The following is a 13,209-nucleotide window of genomic DNA, read 5'->3' on the forward strand; positions in this document are numbered from 1 at the left end:
AACTATTCGCCTGCAAGCAGGCTCCTACGGCGCTGGAGGTTACGGTGTTGGCTCGGGCGCGGGTTCTTCTTTGTCTCCGCGGTTGAACAGGCCCTTGAAGCGGTCTTTCAGCTTGTCCTTCAGCTCTTCGGTTTTCTTCTCCACCTTTTCGCCGTATTTCTTCTCCGCCTTGTACTTCAGCTCGTCGCGGATCAGGTCGTCGAGACGGCGGCTGTCGGGTTTGCAGGTGGTGGCGCCAACTTCGTTGAAGCTGGCGTTACAGCGCAGCGGCAGTGGACGGTTGCGCCAGCGATCGTTCTGCACCGAGCAGCCGTTGCCGGAGGTCTTTTCCCCCACCAGCGCGAGACCGAGCGCGAAGTCGAAGTTCTGCTGCTCCAGATCGACGGTGCCGTCGCCGGTGAGCGCAATGTTCTCAATACCGGCGTTGATGCCCTCAACCTTGGCGACATCGCCATTCAGGTTCACGCTGGCGCGCAGGTCTTGCAGGCGGGTCTGTGCGGGCCATTCCTTTTCCGGCAGCGGGGTTTTTTCCGCATAGCTCACCAGCTGGCACATGCCTTTTTCCAGGTTGAACGGCGCCAGTGCCAGTTCCGCGGCGTTCAGCTGCACCGCGGCGCGCAGGTTTTTCTGCAGCGCCAGGGTGTCGGCACCGGTGGTTTGCGCCACCCAGGTGAGGTTGGTCTTGCCGGACAGGGTGACTCTCTTCTGGTCTGCCGCTTGCGGCTCGTCGCTGGCGAATAGTGCTTCCTGCACCTTGGAGATTTCCACGCCGGTAAGGCCGCCGCTCAGCTCGCCGCGGGCGGAATCGCCGCGGGCGTTGAACACGCCGGTGCTGTTCAGCTCGCCGCCGTAGAGGCCGGCGGCCAGTTTGTTCAGCTGGTACAGGCCGTTGTTCACATTCACCGCCAGCTGGGGTTTGTCGATGTCGAAATCCAGTGCATGCAGTTTGTCGAGGGTCAGGTCCAGCTTGGCGTTGAAGCCGCGCATGGATTCCAGTGGCAGGGGCACCGGCTGGGCTGCGGCCACGTCGGCACTGAGTTCGCTCTGCTCCGGTGTGTCGACTGGGGGTGGGAGATAGTCGTCCACGTTCAACTCACCACCCTTGAGGCTCAGTGAAACACTGGGAACGTCTTTGGCGTTGGTGGCGGCCTGGAAGCTGGCGCTGCCGGTGAAGTTGTTGTCGTCGAGAGCCAGTTGCAGCGGTTCCAGGAACATCTGCTTGTCGGTGCCGCTGATGTCGGCTTCGATGTGCAGCTTCTTCAGGGCCGCGGTGCTTTGGGGCCGGTAATCGCTGCCGACGGCGGCGAGCCAGCCGGTGACGGGATTGACGTCCGCGTTGAGGTTGAGCTGGATCTGCCAGGGAGCGTCGGCCTTGGCGCGGCGCACATTGCCGCGCAGGTTAATCTGCGCCTCCGCGCCTTCGGCGCCGGTGAGTTTGATGTTGGCGGGCTGCACCCGCAGGCCGTTCAGGCCCTCGTCGATGGCGAGGTTGCTGTGGATGTCCAGGTTGACCGGCTCGGGGAAGCCGCTGCCTGCGAGCGCCGCGCGCAGGCGCACGTCGCCGGGTTTGCCGCCGGGCACCAGATTGTCGGCGCTGATGTGCAGTTGGCTGATGGCGTATTCGCTGCCCGCCTGCTTATCGGTGTAACGCAGTACGCCGTCTTCCAGGCGCAGCTTTTCCAGTGCCAGTTCGAGGCCGCCGGAGGTGGGCGCTTCTTCCTTGGGAATCTCGAGTGTGGGCGGCGTCTGCTGTTTCTGCTGTTCGTCCAGCTTGGCCTTGGCTTCGATGGCGTCGATAATCAGTTCCCAGTTGCCCTTGCCGTTTTGGTCGACGGTCAGTTCGACACGGGGGGCGAGCAGCACGATCTCTTTGGCTTCGACGCGCTTGTCGAGCAGCGGCATCAACGCCACGCCGACCGCCATCTTGTCTGCTTCCAGCAGCGATTCGCTGGGCAGTGCCAGTGGTGCAACCTTCACGCCTTCGAGCTTGAGCGCAATGTTCGGCCACAGCTGCCAGCCGATATCGCCGTCGAGGGTCAGGGCAATGCCCTGATCCGCGGCCAGCTGCACGATCCTGGATTTGTACTGGTTGGCGTCGAGACTGAATAGGAACCAGGCGATTACGCCGGCGAAGAGGAGAAACAAAACAACGAGGGTAATAAGTCCGCGTTTGATCCAGGCCATACAGAGGCATCCTTATTCTGGAGGGCACCTCCAAAAATCTACGGCGCGTGCGCCTTGCGGCGCCCGGCGGCCACCACCAGCCACCCGCGACGATTTTTAGAGATGCCTGGAATTGGCAGAGAGAAACGGCGCCCGGGAATCTTGTCTTGAGGTGGGTTCCCGGGCACCGCGGATGCAGACTATTGAAGCAGTTGCCGATCAGAAATGAAACCTTACTCCGGCTTCAATACTGCGTCCGGCTTCCGGCGCGAAGTCGCGCAGCAGTGAGGTGGCGTTGCGGATCTCTTCGTCCAGCAGGTTGCGCGCGTTGGCGAAGAGCACAGCGTCATTACCCGCCAGTTTGAAGTTGTACTGGGCGCTGAGATCCATACGGGTATAGGCGTCGGTGGCTTCTTCAAACGCGCCGGGGCGGTCCTGGGCGGTGGCGTGGGTGTTGCGCCACTGCCAGTTCCAGTTGGCGTAGTCGCCACCCAGCGCAAAACCGTAACGCAGTGGTGGCAAACGCGGCACTTCGCTCGACTGGCCGGCGATGGGGTCGTCGAAGCTCGCACGCACACTGTCGCCGAACAGGGTCACGCTGAGGCCATTGGTCAGCGGGAACTGCAAAGACGCTTCGGCGCCGTAGAAAGTGGCGTCGCGATTCTGGTAGCTATAAATGTCGAATTCGCTCTCCTCGTCTACGAGACCTGTGTTGGCGGCGTAGATGTAGTCAGCAATGCGGTTGTAGAAAACGCTGGCCTCTATCCTGGCCGCGTGCCAGCCGCTGGCCTCCTGGTTGTGGTGGTGATAGCCCAGCTCCAGGTTGACGGAGTTTTCCTTGTCGAGGTCTTCGCTGCCGATCAGGTAGCGGGACTCCGCCAGGTGTGCACCGTCGGCAAACAGTTCTTCCGCCACCGGCGCGCGCTCGGCACTGGTGAGGCCGAGGCTCAGGTGCTGATGCTCGGCGAGGAAGTACTGGATAGCGCCGGACAGCCCGATCAGATCAAAGTCTTTGTCGCTGCCGTACTCCGGATCGATGGTGACATTTTCCAGGCGCGCGCCCAGATCCATATGCCATTTTCCCCACTCGCGCTCCTTCATGGTGAAGGCGCCGATGCTGTCGGTGACGGAGGGGCGGATGAAGGCCTCGTCGCCAATCGCGGCAAAATCCTTGCGCGACAGCTGCAGGCCGTAGGCGCCGCGCCACTCGCCGCCGTCGTCGTGGGTCAGTTCTATGCGGCTCTCCCACGCCTTGTTGGTAAAGCGCGTACCCTCGTGGAAGTGGTCCTCGTGGGCTTCCAGTTCCACGTGCTCGTAGTCGTTGTGGCCGAGGCGAAAGCTGAGTTTGTCCCAGTAGTCGCTGTTGAAGTCGTGCTCGCCCTTCAGGTCGTAGCGGGTCTGGGCCAGGTCAATGCGCACGGCGCCGGGACCGTGTTCTTCGTGTTCTTCCTCGTGGCCTTCCTCCAGCGCGTGTTCCTCACCTTCCTCTTCTTCGTGGTGGTGCTCGTGGGTACCGAGGGGAATACCGTAGTTGTTCTCCAGGCGGTTGACGGAGAAACCCACAAAGCCGCTGTCGGTGATCCAGGACAGGCCGGCACTGCCGCTCTTGGCACGGGCGCTGGTGTTGCCGACGAAGCCGTCGGTGTTGAACTCCTCGTCGTGGTGTTCCTCGTGCGCTTCCTCGCCCTCGTGCTCGTGCTCTTCATGCTCGCGGATGGCGAGGCCGGGAATCTGGGTGTTGCCGTTCTCGCGGTAGACTCCGTCCAGGTACCAGGCGAGGTTGCCCGCGCCGCCCTGCAGGCGAAAGACGCCGGCGTCCTGGCCGTTGGCGGTGTCGTGGCGCATTTCCACCGCGCCTTCGATTGCCTCCGGCACTACGGTGGGAATACGGCCGTCGATCACGTTCACCACCCCGCCGATGGCGCCGCTGCCATAGCGCAGCGCAGCGGGACCGCGCAGGATCTCGATGCTGTTGGCCAGCAGCGGCTCGATACTGGCGGCGTGGTCGGAGCTGGTGTTGGAGGCGTCGGCCACGTCCAGATTGTCGCTCAGTATCTTCACCCGGTTGGCACTCTGGCCGCGAATGACCGGCAGGCCCACGCCGCCACCGAAGGAGGCATTGGCCACGCCCAGCTGGCTGTCCAGGGTCTGGCCCAGGGTGGCGGCGGCGGATTTGCGCAGCTCGTCGCCTTTCAGCACGGAAACCGGCGCGGCCACCGCATCGGCGGGCTTGGCCAGGGGAGAGACGGTGACGTTGACCTCTTCCAGGTTTTCATTCCTGTTGTCGGCCCCGTTTTCGGCGACCTGGGCGGAAACGGCAGAAGACAGCGCACAGACAATTGCCAGCGCCAGAGTATTTACTCGGTACATTGTTGGTTATTCCTGTCACGGACGGGCAGCAGCCACCCAAAGGCCGGTGCCGGAAATGCAAAAAAGTGGTTTTTTAGCGGAGTGACAGGAGTGCGGGCGGGCCGCGGGCGGACTGGCGTTCCGGCTGGCAGTCGAGTGCTACTGGGGACTGCTGTTCGGTATACAGCGGCGCCAGGTCTTCAGTGGCAAAGGCGAACTCACTGCCCACGGGCGCAGGCGTGTGGTTGTGGGACAGGTCGCACAGCTGGTGCGAGCGGTCGTCGATGTGAATATGCTCCGCCAGCACCGGCTGCGCGAGCGTGAGCGCGAACAGCAGCACAAGGCTGACCCAGACAGGGGTCTTATGGCGGGGGTACATAGTCATGGGCGGTATGATATTTGATATCAGTGACGAATCAAGTTTCATCTGAGACTAACCGCCAAATTCCGCCCCATTTGGGCGTATAATTCGCGCCTTCTGTCTCAGGCCGGCCAACGGGGCCGAACTGACTTGCAAACAAGCTCGCAATCAAGGATGCAGACCTCATGCGCACCGCCAGCGTCAACCGCGATACCCTGGAAACCAAGATCCAGGTCAGCGTCAATCTCGACGGCAAAGGCACCGGCAAATTCAACACCGGTGTACCCTTCCTTGAGCACATGATGGACCAGATTGCCCGCCACGGCATGATCGACATGGATATAACCTGCGACGGCGATGTGCACATCGACGACCATCACACCGTAGAAGATATCGGCATCACCCTCGGCAAGGCCATCAATCAGGCGGTGGGCGACAAGAAAGGCATGACCCGCTACGGCCACGCCTACGTGCCACTGGACGAGGCGCTGAGTCGGGTCGTCATCGACTTCTCCGGTCGCCCCGGTCTCACCATGAATGTACCCTTTACCCAGAAGCGCATCGGCAACTTCGACACCGAGCTGTTCTACGAATTCTTCCAGGGCTTTGTAAACCACGCGCTGGTGACCTTGCACATCGACTGCATCCGCGGCTTCAACGCCCACCACCAGATCGAAACCGTATTCAAAGCCTTCGGCCGCGCCCTGCGCATGGCCCTGACCCCGGACCCAAGAATGGAAGGCGCCATGCCCTCTACCAAAGGCGTACTGTAAGGAAACGACTGTGCAAAAGATCGTCGTCCTCGACTACGGCATGGGCAACCTTCACTCGGTTGCCAGCGCACTCAAGAAAGTCGCGCCCACTGACGAAGTTATACTCGCCACCACCCCGGAAGAGGCTCACGGCGCAGACCGCCTGATCGTCCCCGGCGTTGGCGCCATCCGCGACTGCATGGAAGGCTTCATCCGCCCCGGCTTCGTACCGCTGCTCAACCAGTGCATCGAAGCCGGGCTGCCGATACTCGGCATCTGCGTGGGCATGCAGATCATGATGAAACGCAGCGAAGAAAATAATGGCGTCGACTGCCTCGGCCTATTCCCGCAGCCGGTAAAATTCTTTGGTCCCGATCTGCATGAAAACGGCGCGCGCCTGAAAGTCCCGCATATGGGCTGGAACCAGGTGCAGCAGAAAATCGACCACCCGCTGTGGCGCGATATCGAAAATGGCAGCCGCTTTTATTTTGTGCACAGCTACTACGTGCCTGCGGAGAATAACAACGCCGTTGCCGGTGAGTGCGACTATGGTGTGAAGTTTGCGGCCGCCGTCACCCGCAACAATATTTTTGCCACCCAGTTCCATCCGGAGAAAAGTGCGGATGCGGGGATGCAGCTGCTGAAGAATTTTGTCGGTTGGAACGGCGCAGCATAGAAGTTGCAGACCGCTTTTGTAGGAGCCTGCTTGCAGGCGAATACCCGCGGTGGTTTTACAGGTTCGCCTGCAAGCAGGCTCCTACAGGTCAGTGCAAACACGGCTGACGAAGTAAAAAATTTGCATGCGAAGGCGGAGTGCCGGGGAAGGGGTTTCGGAAGCGTCGGCAACAGGGATGTTGCCGACGCAGCGTACAGGGACGTATTCACAGCGGTTCCGAAACCCCTTCCCCGGTGCTGCGCCGCCACCGGACCGGCTTAGAACGATGCGGGCCCGGATCAATCTACAGGAAGTGAATTCAAATGATCGTAATCCCAGCCATTGATCTGAAAGACGGCCAGTGTGTACGCCTGCGCCAGGGTGAGATGGAAGACGCCACTGTCTTCTCCGACGACCCGGTCGCTACCGCCGAACACTGGCTCAGCCACGGCGCCAAGCGTCTGCATATCGTCGACCTGAACGGCGCCTTTGCCGGCAACCCCGTTAACGGCGATGCCGTCAAAGCCATTGCCCGCCAGTTCCCCAAATTCCCGATCCAGATCGGCGGCGGTATCCGCGATCTGAAAACCATCGAGCGCTATATCGACGCCGGTGTTACCTGGGCCATCATCGGCACCGCCGCGGTGAAAAATCCCAAACTGGTGAAAGAAGCCTGTAGAGAATTCGAAGGCCACATCATCGTCGGCCTCGACGCCAAAGACGGTCTGGTCGCCACCGAAGGCTGGGCCGAAGTCTCCGACGTGCAGGCCACCGAGCTCGCCAAGCAGTTCCAGGATTGCGGCGTGAGCTCCATCGTCTATACCGACATCGCCCGCGACGGCATGATGCAGGGCGTCAATATCGAGGCCACCATGGACCTCGCGCGCGCCGTGCAAATTCCGATCATCGCCTCCGGCGGTGTCAGCTGCATCGAAGACATCCAGCAGCTGCTGGAAGCCGGCGACGAAAACACCGAAATTTTCGGCGCTATCACTGGCCGTGCCATCTACGAAGACAAACTCGACCTGCGCGCCGCGCAGGAACTGTGCGACAACTGGAAGAAGTAACTGCAGGGATTATTCAATGGGTCTCGCTAAACGCATCATCCCCTGCCTGGATGTCGACGCCGGCCGCGTCGTCAAGGGCGTCAACTTCGTCGACATTCGCGATGCCGGTGACCCGGTGGAAATCGCGCGCCGCTACAACGAAGCTGGCGCTGACGAAATCACCTTCCTCGACATCACCGCCACCCACGAAGGTCGCGATACGACCTTGCACACGGTGGAAAAGATGGCCTCACAGGTATTTATCCCGCTCACCGTGGGCGGCGGCGTGCGCGAGATCCAGGATATCCGCAACCTGCTCAATGCCGGTGCCGACAAGACTGCAATCAATTCCGCCGCGGTGCACAATCCCGACTTCGTGCGCGAAGCCGCCGAGCGCTTCGGCAGCCAGTGCATCGTTGTTGCCATCGACGCCAAGCAGGTAGGCAATGACAAAGAGCCCAAGTGGGAAATCTTCACCCACGGCGGCCGCAAACCCACCGGTATCGACGCGGTGGAATGGGCGAAAAAAATGGATAGCTACGGCGCCGGTGAAATCCTTCTGACCAGCATGGATCGGGATGGCACCAAGAACGGCTTTGACCTGGCCCTGACCCGCGCCATTTCCGATGCGGTATCGGTACCGGTGATTGCTTCCGGCGGTGTCGGTAATCTGCAGCACCTGGCGGATGGGGTCCTGAAAGGCGGGGCCGATGCTGTACTCGCCGCCAGCATTTTCCACTTCGGCGAATACACCGTGGGCGAAGCCAAGGCCTTTATGCAGCAGGCTGGAATAGAAATGCGGATCTGAGTCCGCAGGTCAGAATTTCTGTGTGCGATACCAATGGCGTGCGCGCTGGCTACCGAATGGCCGCACGTTGCCGGAGTATTTCTGCCGCGGATTGAGGTAGTTGTCCACGGCTTTTTCCGCCTCTTCGCGGCAGCAAAAAGGGCCGAAGGTCTTGCCGCCGCGCACGGTGAAATACCAGTCGTCGTCCACCTTGAAGAAGCGGTCGGCGCGGGGGGGGATCGGGGCTCCCTGTTCGCCACGACGATACTGCTGCATGACTACCTCGCTACTGCTTGTGGGGCCCAGCGCGACAACTATAACCAGATACCGCGCTTAACCCGACGATGGCCGGGCACCCCGGAATTCAGACGTCGCCCTATCTTAAAGGTCTTCCGCGCGAATCTGCGCAACCTGGTCTTTCACTGCCGGCGCACTGCTTTTTTCGCTCGGCACGGGCGCGCGGTACCCATAAAGGTTCAGGCCTTTCAGCACATTCAGTGCCTCGAATACCTGATTGTCGCGGTCATACCAGTCGTCCTTGTCCGCCTTGGCGCGTTTGCGGTCTTCCGACCCGCTCTCCTTGCCGCCGTTGCCGTTATCCAGATGTCCTGCCAGGTCCGCCTCGGTGGTGCGAGCCACGCCGTCCAACCGGGTGACCTGTACCCGTTCAACGGTGATGTCCGGCTTGATTCCCTGGGCCTGGATCGAACGGCCTTTGGGGGTGAAATAGAGCGCGGTGGTGAGCTTGATGGCGCGGTCGTCGGTAATGGGGATGACGGTCTGCACCGAGCCCTTGCCGAAACTGTCGGTGCCCATCACCACCGCGCGGCGGTGATCCTGCAGCGCGCCGGCAACAATTTCCGCGGCAGAGGCGGAGCCGTCGTTGATCAGTACCACCAGCGGTGCGCCATTGGTAATGTCGCCGGGGCTGGCGGAGTAGCGCAGGTTGGAGGATTCATTGCGGCCCTCGGTGTACACCACAAGGCCGTCCTCCAGAAAGGCGTCCACCACTTCCACGGACGACTGCAATACGCCGCCGGGGTTGTTGCGCAGGTCGACCACCAGGCCCTTGAGTTCGCCTTCTTTCTTGAGTTTTTTCATCGCCCGCATCAGGTCGCCGCCGGTGTCCAGCTGGAACTGACTGATGCGCACATAGCCGTAGCCATCTTCAAGCATCTCGCCGCGCACGCTGTATACGCGCACTTTGTCGCGCTTCACCGTGACATCGAAGGGCTCCTTGTGTCCCTTGCGTCCGATGGTAAGCGTGACCGAGGAGCCCACCGGGCCGCGCATTTTCTCCACCGCCTCATCCAGGCTCACACCGCGCATGGACTTGCCGGCCAGGCGCAAAATCACATCGCCTGCGCGCAGCCCGGCGCGTTCGGCCGGCGTGTCGTCCATCGGCGTGATGATGGTGATGTAGTCGTCCTCGACCCCCACCTCGATACCCAGGCCGGCAAACTCGCCGGTGGTGTTGGCCTGCAGATCGTCGAACGAGCGGCTGTCGAGATAGGCGGAGTGCGGGTCCAGCCCCTGCAGCATGCCCTTGATGGCGTATTCCAGCAGGGTGCTGTCGTCCACTTCGTTGACGTAGCCCTGGCGTATCTGCTCGAACACCTTGGCGAAACTGCGCAGGTCTTCCAGAGGCAGGCGCGCCTCGGCTTCCAGCGAGGTGCGCTCGCTGCTGCCGCCCTGGCTGAGTCCCATCAGTGGCAGGGCGGTGAGAGCTGCCGCGCCTATGAGGCTGGCGAGCGTTTTGCGGGTGAACATAATCTGCACGTCCTTGGCAATTATCTTTACTGTCTACAAATTCGGGATGCTCAAAAAGATTGTAGACCCGGCACTCCGGCCGGGTTTGAAGTTGGCGGATAACTGATCCGGCGCGGCGGGATGACAAATGTTCGCTGCCAGGTCTTTCATGTCGCAAGGGCAGAAACACCCCGGGGCACGCGACTACGGGGCCGTCGCGGAGGTTTGGAGGGTCACGTTCACGCCTGCCAATCGCCGACCATTTCGACATAGCAGTAGCCGCTGACATTTTCGCCGCGCACTGAGCCGCTGACCGAACTCGCGCCCTCGTAGCGCGCATGCAGGCCCCTGACTTCCTGCTCGCGCGGTCTTGCGATGACCTGCAACCGCATATCGAGCGCAGGCACCAGCACCTGCCATCGGGTCGGGAAGCGGGCGCCGGATTGCGGGCTCAGCCAGTAGTCGCAGGCGCCCTCGGCGAGTGGAATCAGGTCGGCGACGAGGTGCTTGCCGCTTTCATCAATCACGGTAACCCAGGCATCCGACTTGCCGTCGACGCCTGTCGCATCCCAGAGACTGATCCGCCAGCCGTTGCTGAGGTTGAGATCCATCCACGTCCACCTGCCGCGCGGTGCGCCCAGCGGTTGGTTCTGCCATTGTCGATCGAACCAGCTCATGCCCGATGCCCGGAATTCGCGACCGTCGATGGTGAGACTCCCCGTGGTTTCCAGCGTCGGGATGGAATACTGGAACACGTCCATGCCCAGCATGTCGAACCGACCCGTGCCCTTGTTGTAGAGCGGGTGGCCGACCGCTCTCAGGACCACGTCGATGCTGGCACCCTTGATTTGCGCACGAACATGCATTTCGTCGAGCGTTCCCGAGAGCGAAATGTGCGGCGTTGTGACCAGCAGTCGATCCGAGCGAGCGTTCGCGCGAAAGACCGGGTGAAAGCCGTGCCGTACTCCGTACCAGCCCGTAGTCTCGTCGGTGATGCTGGCCGCGCTGTCCACGCCCACCGTGATCCCGCCGATGCTGAGCGCAAACAGGTGGACGAGATAGTTGAGCGTGTGACCCTCGGACTCAAAGTGGCCGACCACGAACCAAGAGTTGAGCGTGTAGTCGCGCTTGTGAGCCAGATCCGCCGCTATGTCGAGGGCTGGAGCGGCCCCCGTTGGCGTTGTCGCCAGGTTATTGGTCAGTAAAGGGATGTTCATAGGCTTGCTTCCAGAGTTGGGTTCTGAACACCGCACGCCAGGCGTGGCGGTGTATGACGGAGGCAGTTGTTGCTGAGCCTTCCGACTGCGCGATTCACTCGCGAAGGATCACGAGGCCCAGGATGTGGAATTCCTCCATGTCATGCGCGTCCGCCAGTTGCTTGATGTTCTGGTCGGGTGTCGCGGTGACGCCGTGTGTTTTGAGCCTCGCTAGAAGCTCCGCCGGTTCTGTGCGCGTCACGTCAGCGAGTGCGGACAGTGGGGCCTCGATAAGCGCATTGGAGATTGGCCACTTCAATTGAGGGGCCGTGATGCGCCCGAAAGAGAACATCGAGACCAAAAGAATGATTGCGAAGATGGCAACGTTGGCTCTCCCCCAGTTCGATTTGAGATGCTTCGCCAGAGGACGGATGTTCACCGCGATATGACCGCCTGCGCCGACAAGAAAGAACCATGAGAACCACTCGTGTGCGAAGGAGAGGTAACCCGGCACTACGTCGAAGAACATCAGGGCACCGGTAACGGCCATCAAAATGAAGGAGCCGATGGTCAGTGGCGTGGACCAGGTGCGCAGAGTGAAAGGTTTGGTTGTTTTCATCTCAGTTCTCTGTCGCGTCGATCGCTGGTTGCTGTGGCGTGATGACGATGCGCTCACCGGATCGGGAAGCCTCGCACCACACCTGCTCTACGTTGCGAAGTGGCACGGCCTTCACGTCGATGCGGAACGTGCCGCGTGTGATCTCTTTCGCCAGCGCGGGCAGTTCCGTGAGAATGTCGCGGCCGGACACCGAGCCGTGCCCGCTGCCCACGATATGGAGATTGGCAGAGCGCAGGAAGGCGCCGGGAATGGCGGCAACTTCACCAGCCATTGAGCCGACGTGAATCCAGGTGAGGGGCCGGCTGCGATCCGCGCGCTGCTTCAGTACGGTTTCCATGACACGCAGCGAACTGTCGCCCCAGAGGAAGTCGAGTACGCAATCGACTTCACATGCGACGGCACCCGCCCCATGCTGCGCATCACTCAACGTCATGATTTCTGTGGCACCGAGTGCCAGCAGTTTCCCGAGCCTCTGCTCGTCGCGCCCCACGGCGATGACTTGCGACGCGCCGAGATGCCGGGCGATCTGCACGGCCATGCTTCCTGAACTTCCGGTGGCGCCGAGGACGAGCACCTTCTGTCCACGCTCAAACGGAACGCGGCAACGCAGTGCAAGCCAGGATGCCATTGCCGGGTTCATCGCGCCGGCGATGGCGACCGGGTCGCTTTCGCTCGACAGCTCGATGCTGTGGTCGAGTTTGATCACTGTCTTGTCGGCCATCGTGCCGATCTGGCCGGGACTCTGTGCGAAATAGCGCAGCTTGCCGTCGGCGTCACGCCCGACACCATCGACACCCACAACGAGCGGGAGCCCGCGGGTGCTGGAGTAATGCGTGCCTGAAGCTCTCCCTCGGGTGAGGTGATGCAGGCCGACAGCGAGCACTTCAACAAGTATTTCTCCGGGTCCATTGGGCGTCGGATCAGGGAAGTCGCTGTAGCGCGGCGGTTGGTCGGACGAAGTGATGACGGCTGCTTTCACGGGGCTCTCCTTGGGTGTCTGGGTGGGCGCGCAGCCCACATAGTTCGTATTACGATCAATTATTGATGCGTAATACGAACCATGTCAAGATCGGGCCACGATGAAGGAGCAAAAATCCATGAAAGAACCCCACTCACCCGGTGAAGGACTGGCCGACGCACTCGTGCCAACCGCCTTTGTCACCATGGCCGTGCTCAACAAAATCGGCGCCGAGAACGACCTGTCTCTGACGCTGATCCGCGTCCTGGGCATCCTGTCGGACCAGCGCCCGCGGATGACCGAACTGGCCGACTACCTTGGGTTGGAGAAGCAAACGATGTCGGGGCTTATTGCCCGAGCGGAGAAAAAGGGGCTCGTAGCGCGCGCACCCAACGCGGAAGACGGCCGGGCGACGGATGTTTTTCTGACAAGTGAGGGGGCCAGGCTCGCCAAACGCCTGCATGCACAGACGCAACAGGCATTGGCGCCGCTCACCGAACAGCTCAGCGCGGCAGATCAGCGACAGCTTCAGGAACTGCTTCAGCGCATGCTTGAGAGCCGGAAGAGTTGAAGG

General features: G+C 61.4%; 13 protein-coding genes. 5 read left to right on the plus strand and 8 right to left on the minus strand.

The window, feature by feature from the left end; all coding sequences use genetic code 11:
* Positions 1-39: 39 nt before the first annotated feature.
* The 3 genes from GNX18_RS15135 to GNX18_RS15145 all read right to left on the minus strand — a co-directional run bounded on the left by GNX18_RS15135 (position 40) and on the right by GNX18_RS15145 (position 4,897).
* Entirely contained in the window at positions 40-2,184 is a 2,145-nt protein-coding gene (locus GNX18_RS15135) for an AsmA family protein (protein ID WP_166219127.1), read from the minus strand.
* Positions 2,185-2,382: 198 nt separating this feature from the next.
* Complete coding sequence (locus GNX18_RS15140) at positions 2,383-4,533, minus strand: TonB-dependent receptor (RefSeq protein ID WP_166219129.1); 2,151 nt, start codon at positions 4,531-4,533, stop codon at positions 2,383-2,385.
* A 73-nt stretch (positions 4,534-4,606) separates the two neighbouring features.
* On the minus strand, positions 4,607-4,897 hold the full coding sequence (locus tag GNX18_RS15145) for a hypothetical protein (protein WP_138234353.1): 291 nt from the start codon (positions 4,895-4,897) through the stop codon (positions 4,607-4,609).
* A 161-nt stretch (positions 4,898-5,058) separates the two neighbouring features.
* Here GNX18_RS15145 and hisB point away from each other — a divergent pair, with 161 nt between their 5' ends.
* The 4 genes from hisB (at position 5,059) to hisF (ending at position 8,134) form a co-directional block, all read left to right on the plus strand.
* Positions 5,059-5,646, plus strand: coding sequence for an imidazoleglycerol-phosphate dehydratase HisB (hisB, locus tag GNX18_RS15150; RefSeq protein ID WP_105102396.1), 588 nt, complete (start codon positions 5,059-5,061; stop codon positions 5,644-5,646).
* Positions 5,647-5,656: 10 nt separating this feature from the next.
* Complete coding sequence (gene hisH / locus GNX18_RS15155; protein ID WP_166219131.1) at positions 5,657-6,301, plus strand: imidazole glycerol phosphate synthase subunit HisH; 645 nt, start codon at positions 5,657-5,659, stop codon at positions 6,299-6,301.
* A 302-nt stretch (positions 6,302-6,603) separates the two neighbouring features.
* On the plus strand, positions 6,604-7,347 hold the full coding sequence (gene hisA / locus GNX18_RS15160) for a 1-(5-phosphoribosyl)-5-[(5-phosphoribosylamino)methylideneamino]imidazole-4-carboxamide isomerase (RefSeq protein ID WP_138234355.1): 744 nt from the start codon (positions 6,604-6,606) through the stop codon (positions 7,345-7,347).
* A 16-nt stretch (positions 7,348-7,363) separates the two neighbouring features.
* Positions 7,364-8,134 (plus strand): imidazole glycerol phosphate synthase subunit HisF, encoded by a 771-nt coding sequence (hisF, locus tag GNX18_RS15165; protein ID WP_138234356.1) that lies wholly within the window; start codon positions 7,364-7,366, stop codon positions 8,132-8,134.
* A 9-nt stretch (positions 8,135-8,143) separates the two neighbouring features.
* On the opposite strand, the gene GNX18_RS15170 is transcribed toward hisF, so the two are convergent.
* From GNX18_RS15170 to GNX18_RS15190, 5 genes are all read right to left on the minus strand, one after another.
* A complete protein-coding gene (locus GNX18_RS15170) occupies positions 8,144-8,389 on the minus strand; it encodes a DUF6316 family protein (protein WP_138234357.1) in 246 nt (81 codons plus the stop codon).
* 105 nt (positions 8,390-8,494) lie between these two features.
* Positions 8,495-9,883, minus strand: a complete 1,389-nt coding sequence (locus GNX18_RS15175) for a S41 family peptidase (protein ID WP_138234358.1) — start codon at positions 9,881-9,883, stop codon at positions 8,495-8,497.
* Positions 9,884-10,101: 218 nt separating this feature from the next.
* The gene (locus GNX18_RS15180) at positions 10,102-11,079 is read right to left on the minus strand and encodes a lipocalin family protein (RefSeq protein WP_138234359.1); all 978 of its coding nucleotides are present in this window, start codon (positions 11,077-11,079) and stop codon (positions 10,102-10,104) included.
* A 94-nt stretch (positions 11,080-11,173) separates the two neighbouring features.
* The gene (locus GNX18_RS15185) at positions 11,174-11,677 is read right to left on the minus strand and encodes a DUF4405 domain-containing protein (RefSeq protein ID WP_138234360.1); all 504 of its coding nucleotides are present in this window, start codon (positions 11,675-11,677) and stop codon (positions 11,174-11,176) included.
* 1 nt (position 11,678) lies between these two features.
* Positions 11,679-12,656: a zinc-binding alcohol dehydrogenase family protein gene (locus GNX18_RS15190; protein WP_166219133.1), complete on the minus strand. Its 978-nt coding sequence runs from the start codon at positions 12,654-12,656 to the stop codon at positions 11,679-11,681.
* Between the two features lie 118 nt (positions 12,657-12,774).
* Between GNX18_RS15190 and GNX18_RS15195 the strand changes: the two genes are divergently transcribed.
* Positions 12,775-13,206, plus strand: a complete 432-nt coding sequence (locus GNX18_RS15195) for a MarR family winged helix-turn-helix transcriptional regulator (protein WP_138234362.1) — start codon at positions 12,775-12,777, stop codon at positions 13,204-13,206.
* Positions 13,207-13,209 lie beyond the last annotated feature (3 nt).

Origin of the sequence: Microbulbifer sp. SH-1, assembly GCF_011326135.1 — a bacterium.
Classification (GTDB): Bacteria; Pseudomonadota; Gammaproteobacteria; order Pseudomonadales; family Cellvibrionaceae; genus Microbulbifer; species Microbulbifer harenosus.

Bases quoted from the DNA above. Each gene is read 5' to 3' on its own strand.
- hisA (WP_138234355.1), top strand. From the start codon at position 6,604: ATGATCGTAATCCCAGCCATTGATCTGAAAGACGGCCAGTGTGTACGC.
- hisF (WP_138234356.1), top strand. From the start codon at position 7,364: ATGGGTCTCGCTAAACGCATCATCCCCTGCCTGGATGTCGACGCCGGC.
- GNX18_RS15145 (WP_138234353.1), bottom strand. From the start codon at position 4,897: ATGACTATGTACCCCCGCCATAAGACCCCTGTCTGGGTCAGCCTTGTG.
- GNX18_RS15170 (WP_138234357.1), bottom strand. From the start codon at position 8,389: ATGCAGCAGTATCGTCGTGGCGAACAGGGAGCCCCGATCCCCCCCCGC.
- GNX18_RS15180 (WP_138234359.1), bottom strand. From the start codon at position 11,079: ATGAACATCCCTTTACTGACCAATAACCTGGCGACAACGCCAACGGGG.
- GNX18_RS15135 (WP_166219127.1), bottom strand. From the start codon at position 2,184: ATGGCCTGGATCAAACGCGGACTTATTACCCTCGTTGTTTTGTTTCTC.
- GNX18_RS15175 (WP_138234358.1), bottom strand. From the start codon at position 9,883: ATGTTCACCCGCAAAACGCTCGCCAGCCTCATAGGCGCGGCAGCTCTC.
- GNX18_RS15185 (WP_138234360.1), bottom strand. From the start codon at position 11,677: ATGAAAACAACCAAACCTTTCACTCTGCGCACCTGGTCCACGCCACTG.
- hisB (WP_105102396.1), top strand. From the start codon at position 5,059: ATGCGCACCGCCAGCGTCAACCGCGATACCCTGGAAACCAAGATCCAG.
- GNX18_RS15140 (WP_166219129.1), bottom strand. From the start codon at position 4,533: ATGTACCGAGTAAATACTCTGGCGCTGGCAATTGTCTGTGCGCTGTCT.
- GNX18_RS15195 (WP_138234362.1), top strand. From the start codon at position 12,775: ATGAAAGAACCCCACTCACCCGGTGAAGGACTGGCCGACGCACTCGTG.